The sequence below is a fragment of the Lysinibacillus composti genome (assembly GCF_016908465.1).
Classification (GTDB): domain Bacteria; phylum Bacillota; class Bacilli; order Bacillales_A; family Planococcaceae; genus Ureibacillus; species Ureibacillus composti_A.
On record NZ_JAFBDY010000032.1, the window covers coordinates 1 to 18,396 of the forward strand.

Annotated in this window: 16 protein-coding genes; 2 read left to right on the top strand and 14 right to left on the bottom strand. The window is 36.5% G+C overall.

The genetic code is table 11. The annotated features are described in order from the left end of the window. Positions 1–105 precede the first annotated feature (105 nt). The 6 genes from tatC to JOD29_RS18665 all read right to left on the bottom strand — a co-directional run bounded on the left by tatC (position 106) and on the right by JOD29_RS18665 (position 5,468). Entirely contained in the window at positions 106–999 is an 894-nt protein-coding gene (gene tatC / locus JOD29_RS18640; RefSeq protein WP_124766850.1) for a twin-arginine translocase subunit TatC, read from the bottom strand. A gap of 9 nt (positions 1,000–1,008) precedes the next feature. Beyond that, on the bottom strand, positions 1,009–1,224 hold the full coding sequence (tatA, locus tag JOD29_RS18645; protein WP_124766851.1) for a twin-arginine translocase TatA/TatE family subunit: 216 nt from the start codon (positions 1,222–1,224) through the stop codon (positions 1,009–1,011). Between the two features lie 18 nt (positions 1,225–1,242). Beyond that, on the bottom strand, positions 1,243–2,958 hold the full coding sequence (locus JOD29_RS18650; protein WP_124766852.1) for a GMC family oxidoreductase: 1,716 nt from the start codon (positions 2,956–2,958) through the stop codon (positions 1,243–1,245). A 15-nt stretch (positions 2,959–2,973) separates the two neighbouring features. After that, on the bottom strand, positions 2,974–3,735 hold the full coding sequence (locus JOD29_RS18655; RefSeq protein WP_124766853.1) for a gluconate 2-dehydrogenase subunit 3 family protein: 762 nt from the start codon (positions 3,733–3,735) through the stop codon (positions 2,974–2,976). A gap of 383 nt (positions 3,736–4,118) precedes the next feature. Continuing rightward, the gene (locus JOD29_RS18660; protein ID WP_124766854.1) at positions 4,119–4,325 is read right to left on the bottom strand and encodes an alpha/beta-type small acid-soluble spore protein; all 207 of its coding nucleotides are present in this window, start codon (positions 4,323–4,325) and stop codon (positions 4,119–4,121) included. Between the two features lie 144 nt (positions 4,326–4,469). Beyond that, positions 4,470–5,468: an LLM class flavin-dependent oxidoreductase gene (locus tag JOD29_RS18665; RefSeq protein WP_124766855.1), complete on the bottom strand. Its 999-nt coding sequence runs from the start codon at positions 5,466–5,468 to the stop codon at positions 4,470–4,472. A gap of 454 nt (positions 5,469–5,922) precedes the next feature. Between JOD29_RS18665 and JOD29_RS18670 the strand changes: the two genes are divergently transcribed. Next, entirely contained in the window at positions 5,923–6,861 is a 939-nt protein-coding gene (locus JOD29_RS18670; RefSeq protein WP_124766856.1) for an aldo/keto reductase, read from the top strand. Positions 6,862–6,910: 49 nt separating this feature from the next. On the opposite strand, the gene JOD29_RS18675 is transcribed toward JOD29_RS18670, so the two are convergent. The 8 genes from JOD29_RS18675 to JOD29_RS18710 form a co-directional block, all read right to left on the bottom strand. After that, on the bottom strand, positions 6,911–7,342 hold the full coding sequence (locus tag JOD29_RS18675; protein WP_124766857.1) for a MarR family winged helix-turn-helix transcriptional regulator: 432 nt from the start codon (positions 7,340–7,342) through the stop codon (positions 6,911–6,913). Between the two features lie 127 nt (positions 7,343–7,469). Next, positions 7,470–8,414 carry a ring-cleaving dioxygenase gene (locus JOD29_RS18680; protein WP_124766858.1) on the bottom strand — a complete coding sequence of 315 codons (945 nt, stop codon included), beginning with the start codon at positions 8,412–8,414 and terminating at the stop codon, positions 7,470–7,472. A gap of 216 nt (positions 8,415–8,630) precedes the next feature. Then, the gene (trhA, locus tag JOD29_RS18685) at positions 8,631–9,272 is read right to left on the bottom strand and encodes a PAQR family membrane homeostasis protein TrhA (RefSeq protein ID WP_124766859.1); all 642 of its coding nucleotides are present in this window, start codon (positions 9,270–9,272) and stop codon (positions 8,631–8,633) included. Positions 9,273–9,422: 150 nt separating this feature from the next. Next, positions 9,423–10,328, bottom strand: coding sequence for a 1,4-dihydroxy-2-naphthoate polyprenyltransferase (locus JOD29_RS18690; RefSeq protein WP_124766860.1), 906 nt, complete (start codon positions 10,326–10,328; stop codon positions 9,423–9,425). A 259-nt stretch (positions 10,329–10,587) separates the two neighbouring features. Then, on the bottom strand, positions 10,588–11,463 hold the full coding sequence (locus JOD29_RS18695; protein WP_124766861.1) for a GNAT family N-acetyltransferase: 876 nt from the start codon (positions 11,461–11,463) through the stop codon (positions 10,588–10,590). A gap of 73 nt (positions 11,464–11,536) precedes the next feature. Next, positions 11,537–13,363 (bottom strand): ABC transporter ATP-binding protein, encoded by a 1,827-nt coding sequence (locus tag JOD29_RS18700; protein ID WP_124766862.1) that lies wholly within the window; start codon positions 13,361–13,363, stop codon positions 11,537–11,539. After that, positions 13,363–15,090 (bottom strand): ABC transporter ATP-binding protein, encoded by a 1,728-nt coding sequence (locus tag JOD29_RS18705; protein ID WP_124766863.1) that lies wholly within the window; start codon positions 15,088–15,090, stop codon positions 13,363–13,365. The genes JOD29_RS18700 and JOD29_RS18705 overlap by 1 nt, the downstream gene beginning before the upstream one ends. A gap of 155 nt (positions 15,091–15,245) precedes the next feature. Continuing rightward, on the bottom strand, positions 15,246–16,157 hold the full coding sequence (locus tag JOD29_RS18710) for a DMT family transporter (RefSeq protein WP_124766864.1): 912 nt from the start codon (positions 16,155–16,157) through the stop codon (positions 15,246–15,248). Positions 16,158–16,342: 185 nt separating this feature from the next. Between JOD29_RS18710 and JOD29_RS18715 the strand changes: the two genes are divergently transcribed. Further along, positions 16,343–18,367, top strand: a complete 2,025-nt coding sequence (locus JOD29_RS18715) for a bifunctional diguanylate cyclase/phosphodiesterase (RefSeq protein ID WP_124766875.1) — start codon at positions 16,343–16,345, stop codon at positions 18,365–18,367. Positions 18,368–18,396: the final 29 nt, after the last annotated feature.

An 18,396-nucleotide genomic window follows, 5' to 3' on the forward strand; every position in this document is an offset into this window, starting at 1 on the left:
TTTAAAATAAGACTGAAAAATACCCGGAAAATCTCAAAAAGACAAAAGGCCTTCAGAATGAAACCATTCTGAAGGCCTTTTGTCGACAATCTGAGCACACTAGTATTAGTGTGCTTCTTCAGTCATTGGAGAATTTGATATTCTTTTTTCTTCAGCTTTTCTAACAATAAAAATACTCAATTCGTATAAACCAACCATCGGAACTAAAATCAATAATTGACTAATAAAATCAGGTGGTGTGATAAGAGCTGATAAAACTCCCATAATTACATACGACCACTTTCTGATGTTCTTCATCGTTTCTGATGTTAATATACTAATCGAAGATAGAAAGAGGGCTACAACAGGTAATTCAAAAAGTAACCCAATTGGTACAGTAGTCATAATGAGGAAATGAATATAGTCTGTTGCAGTAATCAGCATATCAAAATTCTTTTCACCTAGACCTATCAGAAAGTGATAGCTCATTGGATTTACAACGAAATATCCAAATGCAAGGCCAAATAAGAAGAGTATTAACATAATTGGTGAGTAAAGCCCAATAAACTTCTGTTCTCTTTCATAAAGACCTGGCTTTGCAAATTGCCATAAAAAATTGCAAATTAATGGCAACGATAATCCTAAGGATAAAGTAGCAGAAATAGAAGTATAAGATTTAATTACTTCTAAGGGGCCTAATATAACGAGTTTGTGCCCCTTAGTAATCAATGGCAACCAAAAGTTAATGGTAGAGAAGACAATAATAAATAGCACTAAAAATACAATTACACTTTTTATAAGCTGCTTCCTTAACTCAAAGATATGGTCATACCAAGACTCCTTGTTTCCATCCAAGTTCCATACTGATTCATTTTTTTCTTCTACTTCAACTTCGACTTTCACTTGCTCAATCAAATCAGTAGTTTCTTTAGAGTCCTTTACCGTTTCTACCTCTTCAACAGATTCCTGCTTCTTTTTTTTATCCAATGGACTTAAATTATTGTAGCCATAAGGATCCATCTAAATCACCTACGATGCTTCATCGGACTTCTTTACTTCCTTTAAAACGGGCTTTTTTTCAACTTCATCGTCTTCCATAATTTCTCGAGCTGATTTTTTAAATTCGGATAACGTTTTACCGACAGCGCCACCGATTTCAGGAAGTTTCTTAGGGCCAAAAACAATCAGTACAATCACTAAAATGATGATTAACCCAGGAACACCAATAGAACCTAAACCACCCATATTAATCCCTCCTATTTATTAGACAAGACTGCCGCCTGTTTTACTATATTTGATAATCCCCTCTGCACAGCGATATGCCAGTGCACCTACAGTTCCTGTTGGATTGTAGCCGCTATTATGCGCGAAGTTCCCTGCTCCTACAACAAATAAGTTTTCAGCATCCCAATGTTGCAACCACGTATTCACAACACTTATTGCAGGGTCATTACCCATAACAGTTCCGCCCGTATTATGTGTTGTTTGATAAGGGACAATATCATAATCAGTTAATGGATTTGCCGGAGCAATAGTATTTGCACCCATTTCTTTCATGATTTCAGCAGATCTCTCAGAAAGATACTTATGAAGTGCACGATCCTGATCAGTAAAGTTATAAGTCAATCTTAATAATGGTACGCCATAGGCATCCTTATAAGTTGAATCAAGAGACATATAGTTTTCCTTATATGGCATAGAAGCCCCTTGTCCACCAATGCTTAATGCTCTTGTATAGTAATGTACGGAAGCCTTTTTAAATTCCGCACCCCAAGCAGGTGTGTCTGGAGGAACAGGGTTAAAGGCAATTGGACGTAGCCCCGGTTGAGTTAATGAAAGACTTGCTCCATGGATAAAGTCCAGTTTTGAATGATCAAATGAATCTCCATTAAAGTCATCAATTGTCATTCCTAGTGCGCCTGCACCCATATAAGTGTTAAATTGTTCATCATCAAAGAATCCAGTTGCTCCAGGTAAAATTTGATAACAATAATTTTTACCAAGTGTTCCGCGACCTGTATCTGGATCATATTGTTCTCCAATATTAGAAACCATTAGTAATTTCGCATTATTTAATACGTATGATGTCAATACAACTACATCGGCGGGCTGAATAAATTCCTCACCCGTTACCGTATCATAGAATCGTACTCCAGTTACTTTGTTTCCTTTTTTTAGTACCTCAACTACATTGGAATGGTAACGAATATCATAATTCCCTGTTTCCAAAGCGGTTGGAACAACAGTTATTTCTGCAGAAGATTTCGCCCCATATTCACAGCCAAATCTTTCACAAAAACCGCAATATTGACATGCAGCAATCGTTGAACCATCAGGGTTTTCATAAGGTTCGGATAAATTTGCAGACGGCATCATAAACGGATGATACCCCAGGTTTGTCGTTGCTTTTTCAAATTTCTCAAGAATCGGTGTTTTTTTCATCGGCGGTGTTGGAAAAGGTTTAGACCGCTTTCCCCAAAATGGATTCGTATCTTCACCGGAAATACCAGCAGTATATTCAAATTTAGTGAAATAGGGTTCCAGTTCATCATAGGTGATTCCCCAATCTTGAAGTAAAAAGTCCTTTCCGATTTTATCCTTACCATATTTCTTTTCAGTTTGGGATTTTATTTCAAAATCGTAAGGTAGGAATCTCCAGTTTTGCCCATTCCAGTGCGTACCAGCTCCTCCCAATCCTTCACCTAAAAGGAAAGAACCCATCATTCGCATCGGTAGCGCATTCATTTGCCTATTATTTCGGAACGTAATCGTTTCCCTAGATAAATTTTGAAATAACTCATAACGGATTGCATAACGAAACTCATCGTGTACCATTGAATAATCTTCAGTACCACGGGCTTCACCACGCTCTAATCCCCGAACTTTCAAGCCTGATTTTGCACATTCGGCAGCCACAATACCACCTGTCCAACCAACACCAACTGTTAGAACATCAACTTTATCTAATGTAGTAGCCATGATTATTACTCCTATCTATTTATGAGTCATACTGCTAATTGACTGCGGTTTGTATTCAATAAACTCTTTACTTTCAATATCTTTAGCATAGCTATATTGGTGACCTGGGAACCCTTTCATTTTCCAACCTTCCATATTTCGGTTACCATTGTAGATTGGATCACTATATGCTCCCTCAAGTGTTGCCTGACGAAGTAGTGTAAAGAAAAACATAGAGGTCACTGCTTCCATTTTCACTTCCCCTTTTTGGAAAGCTGTTAATATTTCATCCATCTGATCGGGTTCTAATTCCTCAAACCCTTTCTTAAATCTGGATTGAGCTTCTTCCTCAAGTTTTGCAATTCCTTGGTCAAAGATTTGGGCACGAGTAAGCCTACTTTGATAACCTTGTGTAACCGCACCATCTTCAAATGGACCTTGCATATATTCCTTTGCATTCATCCCATAAGCACCAGCTAATTGGTTATCAATGAAGTAGGGAACACCTAACCCAATGGCACCCGGTCCTAAATCATCTTCGGGCAAAATTCGCTCTGTTGCTTGAGATAATATATTAAAACTTTTCATTGTCTTAAAGTGCTGAAGACCAACATTGATTTCATGATTTTGACCTTGTTGAGTCTCTCCAGTTTTTTCATTTTTTCCGGAGCCTTTATTGGCGTTGTAACCTACTAGTCCACCAATAATTCCCCCACCAATTAAAGTACCTGTTGCAATCCCAGTAGTTTTCAAAAAGTCACGCCGAGAAACACCTTGTTTTTCTTTTTCATTACTCATGTTGAATCCTCCTATGTTGTTACTAATATTTCCCTTGTATTAGTTGAGTATTGTGATTTTTTTTCATAATTAAACAACTGAAAAGAAAATTATTTCTAATATAAAAAAATGGAAAGTACCATATCCATATAATGGGGTTTCGGTGGTCATATAGGCTTATAAGTTAGCAATTTTTTTATATTTTGTCGGAAAAGATGCTTGTAATAAAGTAAGATTTGAACATGATATGTAGAGGAATTTTTGTTACGAGGGGTGATAGTTTTACAACATAAAAAGTGGGTACCTCATCAAATGTGAGGCACCCACTTCTTTCGCCACAATGCTTAAACAATAGTGGCCATTTTATTGGTGGCTAACCTTTTCGTTAGCCACCAATCCTTATATTATTGTTGGTTATTGTTACCTCTTAATTGCGCTTCAGCCATTTGAACAAGGCGTTTTGTAATCTCTCCACCTACTGAACCATTCGCACGTGCAGCATCTTCTGGTCCAAGATTTACACCAAATTCTTGTGCAATCTCAAATTTCATTTGATCCACTGCAGCTTGTGCACCAGGTACGTTTAATTTGTTATTACCGTTAGAAGCCATTTCTCTCACCTCCTTGTGAGATTAGAATGGCTCATCCATTCATTTTGATACTTTAGAAATCAAGTTAACTATTTCCTAAAATAACATTGGATTTTCGGTAAATACTAAAAATATTGTGCTGATTTAATAGGATTGCAAATCGTATTAATGAAGCATTTCTTTCGCTAATAAACGATAAACATTTAATCGAGTTTCTTGTGAGTGTGGAATCGAACAAATCATGGCTTCATCAAAACCATAAGTTTGTTGCTCTTGTCTTAAAAAATCAGCTACTTCTGTTGGAGTTCCAACTAAATGTTGATAACGTGTATCTTCTATCCACATTCGGTCCATTTCAGATAAAGGATAATCCTTTGCTTCTTCAGGTGTCATACGTAATAAATCTACCTGACCACGCATAAATAACAGTCGAGCAATATCAGCTGGTTTTGCTTCATATTCTGCCTCTTCCTTCGTTTCAGCAACCGTTACAAAGTAAGAAATCATAATTTCAGGTTTTTCCATAAACGTAGAAGGTACGAAATTTTCTCTGTATGCGTCAAACACTTGTCTATTCATGTATCCATTGAAAAACTGAGCATAAGAATAGCCCATTCCCATTTTTCCTGCTTGAATTGCGCTATTTCCACTTGAACCCAATAACCAACTTTGAGGAAGCACAATATGTTGTGGGGAGGCAATCACTTTATTGTAGTAAGGAATTAACGGTGCTTCCTCTTTTATAAATTGAAGCGTGTGATTGATTTTTTCATATAAATGATTCACTTCTGGTTGTCGTCCTTCGGCTAATGCATACATTGCAAAATGATCTCCACCAGGTGCACGCCCAGCACCAAAATCAATACGTCCTGGTGCAAGAGCACTTAACGATTTAAATACTTCTGCCATTTTGTATGGTGAGTAATGCATTACCATCGTTCCGCCTGTACCAATACGGATTTTTTCAGTTTTTGCAGCTATATACGAGCATGTAATTTCAGGAGCAGAACTAGCAAATCCATTTGTATTATGGTGCTCTGCCATCCAGATTCGTTCATACCCTAACTCTTCAGCTACTACAGCCAATTCTACAGCATAGTTAAGCGCATCCTGTGCAGTATGACCTTTTGTTATTGGTGCTTGATCTAATACACTTAGTTTCATACTATTTCCCCCTAGAGTTTTTATCGCCAAGGATGTTTCTGTTCAGTTGACGAATATCCAAAGCAATTAACGTTAAATATCATTCATCTATAAATTCCCACATATTAAATTATTTATTTGTCGTTAGTGTACAAATTTATTAATATCATGGTAACATTCCATACACTTATTTTCGCTTTTAAAAGACTCAATATAATTATGTAAATCGATCAGTAATTTCATTGGCAATTATAATTACCGCTCTAAACATGAAGGTTATAACATTATTATTTCCCTTTCCTACTTTATGAGTGCTACATATTCGACTCCCACCCTTTCGTTGTATAGTGAAAAATGGGACGCGGTACCTGTCCCCGATGTCCCTAATTTGATTTTCATTAACTATTTAGATTATAAATAAAGTAGAGTAGACAACTAGATTTACAGGCTATTCATTAAAAGGGGAGTGTAGCTAATGCTAAAACAGGTGCAATTGGGAAAGACAGATTTATTCGTTAATCCACTAGGTCTGGGTACAAATGCTGTAGGTGGACATAATTTATTTCCAAACTTAGATGAGCAAGAAGGCAAACAGTTGGTTCGTACTGCAATTGATCGTGGTATTAATTTTATCGATTCTGCATTTATATATGGAATTGGTCGATCTGAGGAATTGATTGGCGAAGTAATTAAAGAGGCTGGAAATCGTTCAGATCTTGTTATTGCAACAAAAGTCGCTCATAAACTCGTAGACGGAAACATTGTGGTAGATAACTCACCTGCCTTTTTACGTGAAGAGGTAGAAAAAAGTCTAAAACGACTCCAAACGGATTATATTGACTTAATGTATATCCACTTCCCTGACCAAGATACACCAAAAGACGAGGCAGTTGGCGCATTAAAACAACTGAAGGATGAAGGGAAAATCCGCGCAATTGGCGTTTCCAACTTTTCAATTGAACAGCTTCAAGAGGCAAATAAGGATGGCTATGTAGATGTCTTCCAAGGGCATTATAATTTAATTAATCGTGAGGCTGAGAAAACATATTTCCCTTATACATTAAAAAATAACATATCTTTCATTCCTTATTTCCCACTTGCTTCCGGTTTATTAACAGGTAAATATACGAAAGATTCAGTGATTCCAGAAGCACGTAAAAAGCATCCACACTTCCAAGGTGAGGCTTTCATTAACATCCTTGAAAAAGTTGAGCGTATTAAAGAAATCGCAGATTCAAAAGGTGTGGAAGTGTCAAATGTTGTACTTGCATGGTATTTGACACAAGAAGCAATCGATGCTGTGATTCCCGGTGCAAAACGTGCAGAACAGGTGTTAAATAATTTAAAGACAGAAGAGGTTCAACTGTCTCTTGAAGAAGTTCAAGTAATAGATCAAATATTTAAAGCAGATTAAACAAAATAAAGTTACTTGCAGGCCAATTTTTCTGCAAGTAACTTTTTAATTAATTTAATTCCCAATCCATTTTTAAAGCATCTATTAATACTTTCATCCGTTCTACACCAATGGTTAAGGTAAGCTTCCGCTCGAGTTCTTCAGTTAATTCTCTATATTTTTCAAAGCACCTTTCCCCAAGAGGTGTTAGCCGTATGCACTTATCTCTTTTATTTCGCTCTGCATTTACTATTTCTACTAACCCCTTCGCTTCTAGACTCTTGACGTTTTTATGAGTCGCTTGTCGGGTAATATTAGCACTTTTCGTAATCGATGCAATCGTGGGCTGATTTCCATAAATTCTATTAAGAATAAACCACTCTGTATTCGAAATCCTTATGTCGCTAAAATTATTCCATTGGTTTTCAAGAAATTCTCGAAGTTGAACATGACGTTCACTAATTAAATCGACAATATCGAGATTTTTTAATTGGTAGCCCATCAATTCACTCCTGTGAGTTTTTGATTTTACTATATTCAATCTTCAAATTTCTGTCAACCATATTGACAATTTAAAAAGAATGGTTAGCCAGAGAACCTTCCTTCACTAGAGATGCAAGTTAACTATTTTAATCATCTAGGGGCTCTAATTTAGCTTCAATTTCAGCTCGCTTTTCTTCAAGGAAAGGTGGCAGATCTAACTTTTCCCCTAAAGATTCTACACTTGAATCCACAGTAAATCCTGGGTCATCTGTGGCAATTTCAATTAGAATACCATTTGATTCTCGGAAGTATATGCTTTTAAAGTAATATCGGTCAACGATACCAGATGATTGATAGCCGCGCTCTTTTACTTTTTCTTCCCAAAACTTTAGCTCTTCTTCATTTTTTGCACGTATCGCGAGATGATGGATACTTCCCCGACCGGCTCTTTCTTTTGGTCCATCCAATTGTTTAATGACAATTTCTCCAAAAGTTTGCTCTTTAATCGATTGATATCTAGACCATTTGTCTGTGCGCTCTACTTCCACGTAATCAAACACTTCTGTTAACGTACTTGCTAATTTATTTAGATTTTTTACAGTGATTTCAATTGGACCCATCCCAAGAATACGATGTTCCCTAGCCACGATGGAGTCTTCCCAAAGCGCCCACTCTTCTGGTATTTGCTCTCCATTATTATTTACTAGAATTAATCTTAACCCCTCTGGATCCTCAAACGGAAGTGCTTCTCTTCCAGCATAAGTTGTAATTTCTTGATGTTTTACATTTAGTAAATCAAATCTCTTTTTCCAATAGACTAAACTTTCTTCATTTGGAACAAGTAAACCAATCTGAGTAATTGCATTGGTTCCACGATGTGTTGAACCTGCCATTGGAATTTCAAAAAATGTTAACCCTGTACCTGGGCTTCCAGTTACATCACCAAAAAACAGATGATACATGGAGGGATCATCTTGGTTAACGGATGTTTTTACTCTACGTAAACCAAGGACATTTTGATAAAATTGATTATTCCTTTTTGCATTTTTTGTGATCATCGAGATATGATGATGCCCTAAAATTTTATGCATGTTTTACTCCCCCTCTTGCTGGTTAAATATACGGTGACTTAAATTATCCTTATCAGCACTGTACTACTCAAATAAAATTATTTCAAGAATTTTATCTCGAATTCGAGATTTTTTTCATTACAACTTAAAAATTGTGATGTAATCATACTAAGAAGAATGAAATCGAAAATATTAAAAAAGACCTGAACCCTATAGTTCAAGCCTTTTCATTATATTCTATACAAAGAAGTAGATAGCCAAGAACATCGCTACACTTCCACCCATTACAAACACATGCCAAATTGCATGATTGTACGGAATTCGTTTATTTTTATAAAAATAAGTACCAATTGTATAAATTAAGCCCCCAGCTAGTAAAGTTAAAAATCCTCCTGCTGAGAAGTTCTGGGTTAATGGTTTATAGGCAAATATAATGAGCCATCCCATTCCGATATATACGAGGAGTGAAAGGATCTTAAATCGGTACACAAAAAATTGTTTTAAAATTATCCCCGTGACCGCTAATATCCATTCTATCGCAAAAATTGTCCAACCTGTTCTCCCACCTATTGCCACAAGTGCAATCGGTGTATATGTCCCTGCAATAAGTAAAAAGATTGAACTATGATCTAGTTTCTTTAAAAGTGTTTTATGTGTCGGTAATACATGATATAGGGTAGATGCTAAATATAAACAAAACATAGAGATTCCAAAAATTATGTAGCTGACTAATTCCGTTGTTGAACCAATGTTTAATGCTTTACGAACGAGTAGAACCGTCGCAGGAACGGTTAACAATGTCCCTATTCCATGAGTCATTCCATTCCAAAATTCCTCTTTTACGCTATACCCATTTTGTTCGACTGTAGGCTGTATCATTCCTATCACCTCTCTATTTAACTATAGCACTTCGGTTGGAAGTAAATAGAGGAATATGTAATAAACTGAATATGATATTTATCATATCCGTGTTGCCGCAACGCGAAAAAAGGTACCCCTACAACTAGTAGAGATACCTTTCATTCTATATTAAAATAAATAACTGATTAATAATCCAACAGATAATAGTAAGCTAAATAAAGTGTTTGTTATGGCTGTTGACTTCATAGCCACTCGCATATATTGGGGTTCTTTTACGCCCTTATTAAATCCTTGAATTGCAGAGATGGGCTTTTTCAAACTTAATAACACAAGTAACGTCCAAGGACTTATATCGCCTATCATAACAAGAATGACGATCCAAAGATACGAAATAACAAAGGCATTTGCTAGCACCATTACTGCTTTTTCTCTTCCAAGGAGGATCGCAAGTGTTTTTCTTCCACCTTTAATATCTTCATCGATATCTCGAATATTATTAGACATGTTAATTGCACCAACTAAAATCCCAATTGGAATTGAGATCATCACCGACCAAGATGTCACAGTATTCGTTTGGATAAAGAATGAAATCAATACAAAGCCTGTCCCCATTAATAAACCTGAGAATAATTCCCCAAACGGTGTGTATGCAATTGGAAGTGGCCCGCCTGTATAAAAGTATCCAACGGCCATTCCAAATAGGCCAATCACAACTAACCACCAGCTACTACTTATACAAATATACACACCAATGAAGGCTGCTACTACATAAAGTAGTACGGCAACGGTTAAGACATTTTTAGGCTTTAAACCATGACGGACAATCCCGCCACCGATACCAACTGATTCTGCTGTATCCAATCCGCGTTTAAAATCATAGTATTCATTAAATAAGTTAGTAGCAATTTGTAATGCTAAACATGCTACCATCATGGCAATAAATAATAACCAATTAATATCTGCTACAAAAAGGGCCATCACAGTTCCCAAGATGACCGGTGCGAACGTTGCTGTTAACGTATGCGGCCTTGTCATCTTCCACATTAATTTTGCAGAACTCATCTCTTTTTTCATATATCTATTCAACTTCCCTACTTTTTAATATGTAAATCTACTAGTTCTTTAACAAGTCAAACCTCATACATTATAACAAATTTATTAATTTCCTCAATGTATGCTGACTTTTGAAATGCATTTTTGGTGTTTACGTGCGAGGTTTGAGGGTTACGTGCGACCAGCGTACTTACATGTGGGGTTGGAAAATTCCCACACACCATCCATCTGAAAAGCCCACAAATCTACTATCGATTCGTGGGCAGCAATAAAATAGCTATTAACCTGTATAAATAAAATAATCAAACTGTACGGCCTTAGAGAATCCTGCCTTCTTATAAACGCCTAAAGCACGTTCATTTTCACTTTCAACATCAAGCATAACTTTTTTATCACCATTTCGAAACGCAAAATCTTTTACCCACTTCAATAAAGCAGTTCCAATCCCTTGCCCCTGTACTGTAGGGTATACAGCTAAAGCGGTAATCCATTGTACTTCGCCTTCTTTCGTAGAAGTTATCGTACCAACAATTTGCCCGTTTTGTTCTGCTACCCATAAAATGATACCTTCTGTCGTTGTATTAAAATCGATTAATTCAACTGACTCTTCACGTAAATCTCCAAAGGCTTCACTTAAAATTTCAATGACCGACTCTTGATCGCATTCGTTATATTGACGAATAAGGAGATCTTCAGAAGCAGGTTGAGACACTTCCGCTTTGGATTCGAATGTCGCCTCTGAAAAACTATAAGAATATCCATGCTTTTCAAGCAACTTGCGACCATATCGATCGGTCTCAATTATAATAGCAAGTTCACCCTCTGCTTCCCGCTGAATTAAACCTTCGCTTAAAACTTGGAGAAGAGCCTCATCAATGCCTATTTTTCGATACATTGGGTCGACTAACATTGACCATTCGTACGTATTGAGTCCAATTTGGTCAATAGCGCCTATTACGCCAACTAATTTATTTGTAGTATCATCGTAAGCCAAAATGAAAAAGCCGCGACTTTTTGGATTACGTGAAGCAAAGAGATTTAACATATTTAAATAAGGAGATCCGTCTAAAACACTAGCATCTTCAGTTAATGCTTTTACCTCATTATATGTCTCTTCATCTATCGGGAATGATGCAGTAATAATTGATATGTTCATTCTTCGGCTCCAATTCCATTAAATCTATAGTCTAGTAATAAAATATCGAAGTTTCCTATTTTACATCATACCATTAACGAGTCTCAGATTGTTTAAGCATATTTGCATAAATGCCCTCTTTTTGGATTAACTCCTTTTCAGTACCAGATTCTATAATTACTCCTTCCTGCATAACGAACACAACGTCTGCGTTTCGAATTGTATTTAGTCTGTGAGCAATAACAAAACTCGTGCGACCACGCATCAGAATCTCTAAGGCTTCTTGAATTTTTACTTCTGTTACAGTATCGATACTGCTAGTCGCTTCATCTAACAATAGAATAACTGGATCTGCTATAAGAGCACGAGCAATCGATAATAGCTGCTTTTGACCTTGTGATATTTCACTACCGTCTGACTTTAACACGGTTTGATAACCATTGGGCAATTTCATAATAAAATCGTGAGCATTCGCTTTTTTGGCTGCTTCGATTACTTCTTCATCCGTCGCATCTAATCGTCCATAACGGATATTTTCATAAACAGTTGCTTCAAATAAATACGGTTCTTGTAAAACAAAAGCCATTTGCTCCCGAAGTGTTTTGCGTTTTAAGTGTTGAACATTGACCCCATCAAATAAAACCTCACCATTTTCCACATCATAAAAACGACTTACTAATTGCATAATAGTTGTTTTCCCTGCACCAGTAGCTCCGACAAATGCCGCTGTTTGACCCGGTTGAACATGGAAATTGATATCCTTCAAGGTTTGCGCCTCTTCCGATAATTCATATTTAAAGAAAACATTCCTAAACTCGACTTCTCCACGAAGTTGGTGGCGTTCATCTATTTTCCCATTATCTTCTTCTGCTGTTTCATCCATAACCCGGAATACTCTTTCAGCTCCTGCAATTGCGGATAATACAGTATTAATTTGGTTAGCAAGCTCATTTAACGGACGTGTAAATTGGCGAGCATATTCAGTAAAAATAACAATCGTACCTACTGTTGCAAAACCGTGATAAGCAAGTAGCCCTCCTATCCCGGCCACAATCGCAAAACTAAAGTTATTTAAGAAGTTCATGACTTTAGGAATATAGCCTGAGTATGTTAAAGCCCAAAATCCTGTACGTCTCAAGTGCTCACTTTTTTCACGAAACTCTTTTTTTACCATTTCTTCTCTAGAAAAGGCTTTCACTATTCGTTGTCCTGAAATCGTTTCTTCAATCATTCCGTTTAATTCACCAAGTGCGACTTGCTGTTCCTTAAATAACTTACTCGTTCTTCTCGTAATAAACCGCATAGCAGTAAACATAAGTGGAATAATGACCATCGTTAAAAGTGTTAATAATGGACTTAAATAAAGCATGACGATGACTGTACCAGATAACGTCAAAATACTTGAAAATACTTGAATGAAAGAACTATTTAAAGTGGAACTTACCGTTTCAATATCATTTGTAGCGTGACTCATCAATTCTCCATGCTGTCTTTTATCAAAAAATGAAACAGGTAATTGTAACAATTGGCTAAACAAACCCGTACGCAATCGATAAATGGTTTGTTGGGCAATCCCAATCATCCAGTAATTCTGCAGGAAATAAGTGACCGGCAATACTATATATACTCCAATTAACATCAGAAGAATATGCGCCATACCCTTGAAGTTCCCTTTTAAAATATACTCATCAACAATATGCCCAATTAAAAATGGTCCAAGTAATGAAAGAACTGAACTGATTACAACCATAAACAACACAAGAATTAGTAAGCCCCGCTTTTCATCAACGAATCTCCAAATACGGGCTAATGTATTTTTCCAATCATTTGCTCGAGGCCCTTTCTTCTTTTTCACCGGTTTCTTTAAGTCATCTTTGGAAAGCACAGGTTCATAGCCAAAAGGTTTTCGAATGAAATTCATTACGCTTCACCTACCCGATCTTGCTGTGACATAACAATTTTCTTATATTCAGTACTTCCCTTTAATAGTTCATCATGGGTACCATTGGCAACAATTCGCCCTTCATCGAGTAATAAAATACGATCTGCTCCTTTTGCAGTTTGAATTTTTTGGGTAACCACTAATTTAGTTGCCCCCTCTTCTTCAAGCGCATCCCACAAAGCCATTTCAGTTCTTACATCAAGCGCACTCGTACTATCATCCAAAATTAGAATTTTAGCATGACGAATTAAAGCACGTGCAATCGATAATCGTTGTTTTTGACCACCAGATAAATTAACACCCTTTTGACCAACACGCGTGTTATAACCTTGAGGAAATTTTTCGATGGATGAATGAATTTGTGCCTTTGTAGCAGCTTCTATTACTTCACCCAATATGGCATTCTGTTTTCCCCAACTAACGTTTTCAGTAATTGAACCTGTAAAAAGCATGGATTGCTGAGGTACGTATCCAATGATCGAACGTAAGTGCTCCAAATCCCACTCTTTACTATTACGACCACCAATATAAACATCACCAGAAGTTGGTTCGTAAAAACGAGGGATTAAACTAAGTAAAGTTGACTTTCCAGAACCTGTTGCCCCTAGAATCGCTAACTTTTCACCAGGGTTTACTGTAAAGGAGATATTTTTAAGCACCGGTTGATCAGTATTTGGATAAGTAAATGTAACGTTTTCGAAACGGATTAATCCAACTTCCTCAAATGGTGTCACAGATGTACCTTCTTTAGTTTCCTCTGTTGCTCCTTCAAGAATTAAAATTTCCTCAATACGTTCAGCAGAAGCTTTCGCCCGGGAGAAAGCCATAATAATAAAAGCAAACATGGAAAAGTTACCTGTAATTCGCATCGCATAGTTTACTACCGCTACTAGCTCACCCACTTGTGCATTGCCGCTACTAACCTCTTTAGATCCAAACCATAAGACGGCAAGCATACTTAAATTCATGAAAAACAGCAACACTGGCATAATGATTTCCATTACGCGTAGAGCCTTCATTGTATCGAATTTTAGGTTATCCGCGACTTGTTCAAACCGTTTCATTTCATATGTACCGCGCATATATGCCTTTACTAGCCGGATAGCTTGTAAACTTTCCTGTAACACTCGATTGACTTGATCCACACCACGTTGAACTTGTCCGAAATGCTGAACGCCTTTCCGTACCATTACAACTAAAAAGATGATTAGTATCGGTGTAGAAATACATAATATAAAGGCAATTTTGGCATTGACGAAAAACGCCATAATTAAACTTCCTAATACAACAAGTGGTGCTCGTAGCATAATCCGCAAGCTCATAAAGAAGATACTTTGCACTTGCTGTACATCGTTCGTTAGCCTTGTGATCAAGCCTGATGTAGGAAATCTTAAATATGTAGCTATCGTGAATGATTGGATTTTTTCAAACAATGCATTACGTAAATCGTAGGAAAAACTTTGCGCAGCATGGGAAGAAAAATAGGAATTTACGACACCACTCGTGAAAGCTAATAATGCAAAAATGACTAGTATAATTCCCCATTTCCAAATCAGACCTGAATCGTTTAGCAAAATCCCTTCATCAATAATTTTGGCAATAATTAATGGTTGAAAAAGCTCAACAAACATTTCAATGAGCATCAAACTAAATGCAATCATTGCAGGTACTTTATAAGGTTTAATATACGAAAATACAGTCTTCACTTGCTCACCCCTTATTATCATCTACTACATTATCTTCCTCCTGCGGTTACTCGTCGCAGTAAAACCTTTGTTCCTAAGGAGGTGATTTCAGAATGTCACCACCCCTTAGCAAAAAAGACCGTCTCATAGTAAATGACGGACTTTTTATTAAAGATTTATTCCGTCTTGATTTTTTCTGTCTTTTCCCCTGCAATAGACAGCCATGTGACAGAAACAAGTATGATGAGTGCACCTATTAATTGCCAGGGCGCTAACGTTGTTTGAAACAGAAAAATAGACAAGATCATCGCAGTTAACGGTTCGATACTTGATAAAACACTTGTAAGAATTGGACTTATATATTTCAAACTACTTAGAAAGAATACAAACCCAAGTGTCCCAAATAAAATTGACAACGCAAATATAGTAAGTGTCGTACCATCTGCTAACATAGTCCATTCATTACTTTTCCATATGGATATTGAAAAACAAAGTAGCACGCCGCCAATCAACATTCCCCATCCAACAACAATGAAGACTCCCCATTCTTTCATTAGATTTGCTGGGTAAAGTGTGTAAAACGCAAACGTAATCCCTTCAATAAATCCCCAAATTAATGCTTCTTTACTGACAAGAAGAGAAGTGAATGAAGCATTTGTTAGTAATAAAAACAAGCCAATTAAAGTCCCTAAAATCCCTAAAACCTGTGATTTAGGAGGCCATTTCCTTACATTAAACGAAACATACGCAACTATAAAAATAGGTCCCAAAAATTGAATTAACGTAGCAAATACTGCATTACTTTCGTGAATCGTTGCGTTAAATGAATATTGGACACCTAGCATTCCAATAATACTGAATATGACCAAATCTCTTGCCCAAACTTTTGAATTCCAAATCAAAAAAATAGGCTTTTTCATCGCCAATAAAAATGTTAACAGCAAAATCCCAGCAACAATAAGTCGCAAAGCTAGCATAAAAGGTACAGTCATACCTGTACTAGAAAATAAAATTTCTGCTAAAGGACCTGTAGCACCCCAAAATGCAGCTCCTAAAACAATTAGTGAAACTCCTTTAATACGGTCCATGTACTTCCCTCAATCTTAAAATTATTAATTTTCATCATTTTCTTTAGAAAAACTATACACTTTAGATACAAAGACCTAAATTTACGTATTGTAAAATTTTAACTAGAACTTTCATAATGACTATTGAAGGTAAACTCTCTATAATATTAGTATAAATATACGCATACCAAGGAGACAAAAAAATGATGGGTAGTGACAAAAAGAACTACAGTATTGATGAAAATATATTAAACCAAGTTCCCTTTCCATCTTTTGCCCTTAATCGTGAAGGCGAAGTAGTCATTTGGAACGAGCTCTGTGAAAAATACTTCAGCTATTCGATGCAGGACTTTTTAAATACCCCTGTTCAAACAATTAAACACAATTTACTATCTGGTTTATCCGAAAATTCCTGGAATAAAATTCTAGAGCGTAAAGAGACATACCGATTTGAAAAAATACAACTTTTAACAAAAGATGATCGGCTACTCAATAGTTCACTGTTATCTATTCCATGTTTCATAGACGGCGTACCTTGCACTCAAATCACATGTATATTAAGTGAATTAGTAGTCAAACTCGATGAAACAGCACAAGAACTACTAGATTTAAAAGAAGGCATCCACTCTTCTTTTATGGTTGTGACGTTAGATAGTGAAGGGTTAATTATTAATTGTAACCAAGCCTTTTTAAAAACAAGTCACTGGACACCAAAACGAGTACTTGGGAAAACGTTTTGGCAACTGTTCCCCGAAACCGATGAAAGTTTACAAATGGCGAATCAGATTTGGCAAACGATTTCATCTGGTCAAATATGGCAAGGTGATATCGAGAAGATTACGAAAGATGGCGCATTGTATTGGGTCAATTTAACAGCCATCCCAACCTACTCACAAGAAGATGCAGGCTATCGCTTTGTGTTAATTGAACAGGACATTACAAAAGATAAAGAATTACAACATAAATTAGAAAAAATAGCTTATATGGATACTGAAACGGGATTAATGAATGTACACCGACTTGAAAAAGTTGTAACGGAAATCGTAGAAGAAGGCCGTCATTTCTCCTTCGTTTACATGAGTATTGATAAGTTCTATACAATTAAAGATTTACACCATAATCTCGCTGAAAACAACAACCTAATTGTTGAGTTTACAAAGCGAATGAAAATTTACTTCCAAGATAGTTTAATGGCACGAATTAACGAAAACGACTTTGTAGTTATTACACCACTTGGCGAATGGTTTATACAAGGCTTTTTAACATATTTGAAACAAAATCCCATTTTCAACGGAAGCGAAGCTGTTCCTATTGCCATTAGTGGAGGAATCACTCGTGCACCTCAAGACCAAACGAACTTTTCTCAATTAATGAAAGCCTCTTTAGCGACGATTGCGAATGTACGTAAGGCTGGCGGTGACCATATTGTCTCTTTATCAAATGAAACGCATAAAGCGATTAACCGTAGATCTATGATTGAAAAACGCTTACTCCTTGCATTAGACCAACGAAACTTAAAGGTCCTTTACCAACCACAAGTGGACTTACAAAGCGGTAAAATTACGGGTGTAGAAGCACTAGTCCGTTGGGAAGACGAAAAAATTGGTGTTGTATCCCCAGATGAATTAATTCCAATTGCAGAGGAAACAGGCCTAATCCACCATATTGGTTCGTTTGTAATTGAAAAAGCTAGTAGACAAGCTGTAGAGTGGCAAAGTAAAGGGTTAAATTTAAAAGTCAGCATTAACTTATCCGTTCGTGAATTCCGTGATAAAAATATGGCAAAATCCATTTTAAGTACCCTTGCAAAAGTTGGATGTCCAGCGAACATAATTCAAATAGAAATTACTGAAAAATTTGCTCTAGAAGCTGAAGCGGAAACTTCGATCATTAAACAAATGCGTCAGCTTGAAGATCAAGGCATCACTTTCGTACTAGACGACTTTGGTACAGGCTATGCTTCATTCCGTTATATGCAGTTACTTCCAATTGAAGTGCTTAAAATAGACAAAACCTTTATTCGTTCTTTAATGCAATCTGAAAAAACCCAACGCCTCATTAACGGGATGGTTCATTTCGGAAATTCCATGAACCTAACCGTATTAGCTGAAGGGGTTGAAACAGAAGAGCAAAAGGAATTGCTAAAAAGCTATGGATGCGATGCAATTCAAGGTTATTTAGTAAGCAAAGCTGTGTCAGAAGATGAAATTTCAGAATTAGTGAAGAAATAATCAAAATTAAAACAGACTACTCTCCTTGC